The organism is Enterococcus sp. 5B3_DIV0040, assembly GCF_002140755.1.
Classification (GTDB): domain Bacteria; phylum Bacillota; class Bacilli; order Lactobacillales; family Enterococcaceae; genus Enterococcus_D; species Enterococcus_D casseliflavus.
In genome coordinates this window covers 379,838-386,331 of the sequence record NZ_NGLC01000003.1, presented here as the reverse complement: position 1 = coordinate 386,331, position 6,494 = coordinate 379,838, and the positions used below count along the sequence as shown (strand labels likewise).

Genomic DNA, 6,494 nt, shown 5'->3' with positions numbered 1-6,494 from the left:
TCACGCTTGATTTTGCCTGCTTTGATGAGTTCTTCTTTTTCTGCCCTTATGCGTTCAAGAAGTACGGAAGCAGGCTCATCATTCGGGTCTTGTGGCACAAGTTTGCCTTGTATAGCAAGGTCAAGGATTTTGCTTTTGATAGCACTAATATCCGACTGGAATGTTTCCTTTGAATTATCTATTTCATCGATGCACTTAAACGCCAACGAAACACGCTCAATTATACGCTTTTGTTCTGGTTTAGGTGCAATCGGAATCAAAGAATTTTCAACGAAATACTTACCTATTCTTTTTTGACCAACTGCTCCCGAAAATGCATTTACTCCATTTGAAATAAAGGCATCAGTTTTGATAGAACATAACACATATTCAGGATAAATACTATTATCAATGGTTCTTATGATATGTAACTCCGTTGTACCTGCTCCATAACCATTTTTAAGATTTTTGAATACAACTGATTTTTTGTTTTCAAAACAGGGTGTGATTTTTGCTATACCAATATCGTTATTAGCGAAATGCGTAAAGCCACTCTTAACTTTCCCCCACATTCGTTCTTCAAATGTGTGATTATTTGCATAGCCTTCTTGAATCATTGGCATTGAAACAAATGACACTTCAATATCATCAGAAAGACTATTTCTTGGATTTATTATGAAAGCGGACGAAAATCTACTCCATTCCCATCCATTAGGCAGCTCAAACGGTATCTCATCCTCAATACATTTCACTGTTCCGTCTGTAAACTGCTCATAATGTAAATTACATCAACCACATTCGGGTCTTAGGGTGCAATCCTGACGAGAACCGTTTTGGATAAACCTATCCACAAATGGTCTGCTCGCTACAGATATTATAGAATAATTAAATAGAGAATATTAGTTATCAAATCTCCACTCAATTTTAAAAATTGTGTGGAGATTTTTTTGCGTTTAGGGTGACCATTTGCCTTCTCCTGGTTCAAACAAGTGAGGGAATAAATATTTTTTTCAAAAATACCCTGACTTTTTTGTTCTCAGTTCTAACAAATGAAGGGAGGTTTTCATATGCCGAGATTATCAAAGAAAGCAAAACAAGGATGGAGTTTCTTCTTAAGTCCCATCACCGGCAGACGCACCTACAACGACTTGTGCCGGAAGTGCTTAAACCAATGCAAACAGAGCTTTCGGGCAGTTGTTGTCAGTTGCCCTAAATATCGTTCCAAAAGAAGCGTCAAAAACGAACCAAACGGCAACGATTTTAACGATACGGGATAAGGCAAGGAATTACACCTATTCAAAAATCAAACGGCTTACAGAGAGAAAAATCAGAAAAATCCGCACCTTTTTCATACAGAAAAAGTGTGGTTAGAGGTTGGAAGGCAAAGTCAGAAAAATAACGCAGAACCCATCCCCCTATAACTATATAAATAAATATATATTCTCTCTACCAGCCGGAAAAGAAATTACTGATTAAGAGAAAGGAACAATTATGATAGCAAACAAAGTATATACCTGTGCAGAAATGCGTGAGGAAAGAATCTATACAGGAGATTACAGATTTATAGACAAAGAAGGTGAATATATCGCCACATTGATAATGCGAGCAGAAGCAAGTTCAGGTATGCTTCGCTTATTCTTCCGGCTGGTAAACGGAAATAAAATCATCACTCCAGTGTTCTGGTGGCAGAAATATCTTGGGTTTTATGACATAGATAACGGAACAAAACTAAAGCTCATATACAAGGAAAATCCAAAAGGCATTTATCTGAGTGCCATAGAAATTTTGAACTAAAGAGAGGTACTTACAATGGCAGAAAGAATTGAAAAGATAAAAATTGACGCACTTATCCCCTTTGAAAATCATCCGTTCAAGGAAAGAACCGGCGATGAACAAGAGGAACTTATGGAGAGTATTCGTTCAACGGGTATGCTGGTGCCGGTAATTGTCCGCCCGCTTTTATTGGGCAAATATGAAATCATCAGCGGGCACAGACGAGTGGCTGTTTGCAAGGAATTAGGCTTTGATACTGTCCCCGCAATCGTAAAAGAACTTACAAAAGAGGAAGCGGTTATCACAATGGTGGACGCAAATTTACAGAGAGAAAATCTGCTCCCAAGTGAAAAAGCCTTCGCTTACAAGATGAAAGTTGAAGCTATGAAAGCACAAGGAAAAAGAACGGATTTAACTTCGTCGCAAATTGCGACAAAGTCGGATACCGCAACAGTAATCGGTCATCAATTAGGCGAAAGCCGTGACCAAGTTTACCGATATATCCGTCTTACTTACCTTATCCCCGAACTGCTGAAAATGGTGGACGAACAGAGGATAGCGTTTACTCCTGCAGTTGAACTTTCGTATCTGCCCGAAAGAGAACAGCGAGTTTTGTTTGATGAAATTGAATATACCGATGCTACTCCGTCACTCTCACAGGCTCAGCGTTTACGAAAATTCAGCAGTCAAGGGAGATTGTCTGTTGATACGGTATTCGCTGTGTTAAGTGAAGAAAAGCCAAACCAAAAGGAACAAGTCAAATTTATGACGGAGGATATACGAAAGTATTTTCCTAAGAATTATTCCAACAAGGATATGCAGGAAACAATCATAAAACTATTGGAAAACTGGCAGAGAAAACGAGAACGCAACGCAAGGGAGGAACGATAATGGAGTTGAATGATAAAAAGAAAACACAGGCAGAATATGACCGTTTTGTCGATTTTATGGCTCGTATGTATCTGAAATATGGGACAAAATATAGAGTCGCAACAGCAGAAGATATTATAAAGATGTTTCCAGAACGACAATCCAAAAAGAAATCTTTGCCGAGAAAATATGAACGGAAAGGGGCTTAATGACTCTTTCCCCACACAATGGATTGTAGAGGATATTAAGATTAAAATATAAGCAGTAAACACGAAGGGAGTGGTTTTGTGAGAAAGAAAAATTGCTATATCTATACCCGTGTATCCACATCAATGCAGGTGGATGGTTTCAGTTTGGATGCACAAAAGGAAAAATTAAGAAGATATGCAGAATTTCAAGAGTTTACGATAGCTGCCGAGTATTCTGATGAGGGAAAATCTGGCAAGAATATAGAAGGCAGACCGGAATTTCAATGTATGCTGAGTGATATAGCCAGTGGGAAAGATAATGTTGAATATGTGCTTGTATTCAAACTCTCCCGCTTTGGAAGAAATGCGGCAGATGTTCTAAGTTCGCTACAGCTTATGCAGGATTATGGTGTGAATCTGATTTGCGTGGAGGATGGAATTGACAGTTCAAAAGATAGCGGAAAACTGATGATTTCTGTCTTGTCTGCTGTTGCAGAAATTGAAAGAGAAAACATTCTTGTGCAAACGATGGAAGGAAGAAAGCAAAAAGCACGTGAAGGAAAATGGAACGGCGGTTTTGCTCCATACGGGTACGAATTGGTCGATGGTGAATTGAAAATTGCGGATGATGAAGCAGAGATAATTCGCATAATATACGATAAATTTATTCATACCACAATGGGAGCCGGTACTGTAGCAAGGTATTTGAACCGTCAGGGGTATGTGAAAAAGAAGCGTCAGAATGGAACCTTAGATTCCTTTACAGCACACTTTGTAAAAATCGTGTTAGACAATCCTATTTATTGCGGGAAGATTGCTTTTGGCAGACGAAAGACCGAAAAAATACAAGGAAGTAGAAATCAATATCACGTTGTAAAACAAGAAGAATATCCTGTTTATGATGGAATTCACGACGCTATTATCAGCGAAGAAGATTGGCTCTTAGCACAGGAAAAGCGAAAAATAACAGGCGTTAAAAATGAAAAAATATATAGTGTGGAACATCAACATTTGCTTTCCGGTATTTTGAAATGTCCGGAGTGTGGAGCGAGCTTATATGGCAGCGTCAACCGAAAAAGGAAGAAAGACGGCAGCTTTTACAGAGACTATTGGTATTATGCCTGCAAGCATCGCTTGGAGTATGACGGTCACAAATGTACTTATAAAAAGCAAATTCATCAGGATAAGGTGAACGACGCTGTTGTTGAAGTTATTAGGCATATTGTAAAAAATTCGCAGTTTGATACAGCAATCAAAGAAAAATTGGAAGCCAGTGTAGATTTAGAGACATACGAAAATGAAGAAAAATCAGTAAAAGCTCAGATAAAACAATTGACGGTAGCAAAGGATAGATTGGGTAATCAGATTGACCGATTGGACTATTCGGACAAGTATTACGAACAAAAGTATAACGATATGCAAAATCGTATGGATTCACTGTATGATGAGATTGCGGAAGCAAATTCCACTTTGGAAACTTTGCAAATGCAGATTAATGGTATCAGAGAACAACAAATTTCACAGCAGCGAGTATATGAATTTCTTGAATTATTTGATATAATGTATGATGAATTTTCGGAGGTTGAGAAGAAAGAATTTTTTAATAGTTTCATCAAACGCATTGAAATCCACCCTCAGCCACTTGAAAATGGGCAGATATTAAAGAGCATACAATTCCGTTTCCCTGTGTATTATCAGGGAAACGAGGTTGATACATTTTTTCCGAAATCTGAAAAAACAGTTGAGAACAATGTTGTGCTATACTTTTTGTAGTCCTATTATGCATCAATCTTAAATAGCAACAATCATAGACACTATCATAACATCTTTAGAAGATGGTTATAGAATAATATATCGTGATTCACGGGATAAGTCATCTTGCTTATGGGAGATGTCTTTTTTGTTTACAGTCATACGATGATCGATGACCGTAGTTACAATTACACACCTAAACTTCATGTGATGATTGGCAAGTGTACTTTCAGGTACGGTTGTTTATTTACCTTGCCAAAACCTTCCTACATGTCACTTGCATTTATCTTTTGCAGTACTGCAATTATCTTTTTGTAGTACTACGTTCCATTTATCCCCTAGCGTTTCTTTTCACCGTTCCTTTATTTTTGCCCTTATTAAGCGAAAAAAGGCAAGTTTTGATAAGTTCCATATAAAAAATATTAGATTTTATGAAGTTCTTATATAATACTTCAAGTAAGGTTTAATCAAGTTCTTTCTATTTCTAGATAGTCGGTTGAATTTTGTTTCTAAAAAAAGCGATGATGATAGCAAAACAATGTAGCAAATAGCAATCTTTTTTTCGACATTTGTGCTAAACGTTTCGACTTAGATTTTATTAGCGATCATATGTATAGGCAGATCACTATTTGACACCTCACCTCGCTCTTATCGTCCTCTAAAATCATTTCTACGGCGTTTTACTATCTCTTAATAAAGAATTATTTTACCTGAACTAGCTATTCATTGCGTGAGGAAAACGTCAGGGATTCATATTTTAGGAAAGTATGGATTCATCGCCCATGTACTAGATAAATAGAGAAAGGGCGATATTATCTGTCATAGACATTTTTATCCATCACGCTCACGCCTATTTAAGAATCATTTTAGCTAAAGCATAAAATGGCTCAGGCGTTTATCTCTATAGCATCGAAAATAAATTCTTCTTGTAATGCTTGCTCCGATTGATTTTCTTGCTCTATAAAATTCTTAGCTATATGATAGATAATTTCACTCGGTGCAAATCCGTATACTTGATTTTCCAATATATGACGAAGCCTAGATTGATGATCTGGTATTACATTTTCTAACCCAACATATAATCGTTTAACAATTTCTGTGATATATAATCCTGACTTCATGTAGAGATCTGAAAATGTCTTATCCTTATCCCTAAAAATATTAGGATCATCCGTCGCTAAAGAATCTAACATGGCTACAACTACCTTCCTTGGCGTATAAACTTGATTAGTTCGTTGAAGGGGAATATAGTCAAAGATATCTTCTTGGTTCTTATCAAAATAATTAGATAGTTTGTCTTTTAGATTTATGAATTCTTTAATTGATTGATTAAAAACAACTTCATCAAAAAATTCATACTCATCTCTTAAAACTCTAAAATCATCTAGACTAATTCCTGTAACCTCTATAAACACTTCATCTTTTATTGTTTTATCAAAGTTTTGTAATGTTGTTTCTTCATTACCGAACGCCATTAAAAATGATGGTATAGTTCTAGCAAATCCTCTTAATCTTGTCCTTATTTTTTCTTCAACAAAATTTTTCTTCTTATTAGTAGATTTCATTAGTACATCTTTTGTAGCTTCAACAACTAATTCATCCGTTTTTGTGTCAATCGTCCCAGTAATATCTTCCTTAAATTCATTTTCAATTATCTTAATATTTGCTTCATAATTATCTTTTGCTTTTTGTATTTTTATTTTATCATTCTTAGCTTCTGCTACTTTTCTTTCTAAATCAACTTCTGCTTTTCTCTCATCTATTTTTTTGGCTTCTTCAAGAATTTCAATTTCTCTGCCTAAAACTCTAGCTTTTTCTTTGGTTATATTTTTCGCTACTTTTGATGTGATTTTATTTTCTTTAGCTACTTCTTTTAATCTTTCAAAAATGATATTCGTAAAATTCGTCTCTATAACACTTGAAACTTTACTA

The 6,494-nt window shown here is 35.9% G+C and carries 6 protein-coding genes and 1 pseudogene; 5 read left to right on the top strand and 2 right to left on the bottom strand.

Annotation, left to right across the window (positions count from 1 at the left end):
- The coding region (locus A5883_RS18945; RefSeq protein WP_176324044.1) for a restriction endonuclease subunit S at positions 1 to 731 on the bottom strand (731 nt) is incomplete at its 3' end.
- A 315-nt stretch (positions 732 to 1,046) separates the two neighbouring features.
- On the opposite strand from A5883_RS18945, the gene A5883_RS18940 reads away from it, so the two are divergent.
- From A5883_RS18940 to A5883_RS18920, 5 genes are all read left to right on the top strand, one after another.
- Entirely contained in the window at positions 1,047 to 1,256 is a 210-nt protein-coding gene (locus tag A5883_RS18940) for a hypothetical protein (RefSeq protein ID WP_086339393.1), read from the top strand.
- Positions 1,257 to 1,470: 214 nt separating this feature from the next.
- A complete protein-coding gene (locus tag A5883_RS19675; protein WP_086339392.1) occupies positions 1,471 to 1,773 on the top strand; it encodes a hypothetical protein in 303 nt (100 codons plus the stop codon).
- A 15-nt stretch (positions 1,774 to 1,788) separates the two neighbouring features.
- The gene (locus A5883_RS18930; protein WP_086339391.1) at positions 1,789 to 2,643 is read left to right on the top strand and encodes a ParB/RepB/Spo0J family partition protein; all 855 of its coding nucleotides are present in this window, start codon (positions 1,789 to 1,791) and stop codon (positions 2,641 to 2,643) included.
- Positions 2,643 to 2,831, top strand: coding sequence for a hypothetical protein (locus A5883_RS18925; protein ID WP_086339390.1), 189 nt, complete (start codon positions 2,643 to 2,645; stop codon positions 2,829 to 2,831). Before A5883_RS18930 ends, A5883_RS18925 begins: the two co-directional genes overlap by 1 nt.
- Before the next feature lie 78 nt (positions 2,832 to 2,909).
- A complete protein-coding gene (locus A5883_RS18920) occupies positions 2,910 to 4,583 on the top strand; it encodes a recombinase family protein (RefSeq protein WP_086339389.1) in 1,674 nt (557 codons plus the stop codon).
- Between the two features lie 866 nt (positions 4,584 to 5,449).
- On the opposite strand, the pseudogene A5883_RS19355 reads toward A5883_RS18920, so the two are convergent.
- Positions 5,450 to 6,494, bottom strand: a pseudogene (locus A5883_RS19355) (helicase); the annotation flags it as partial.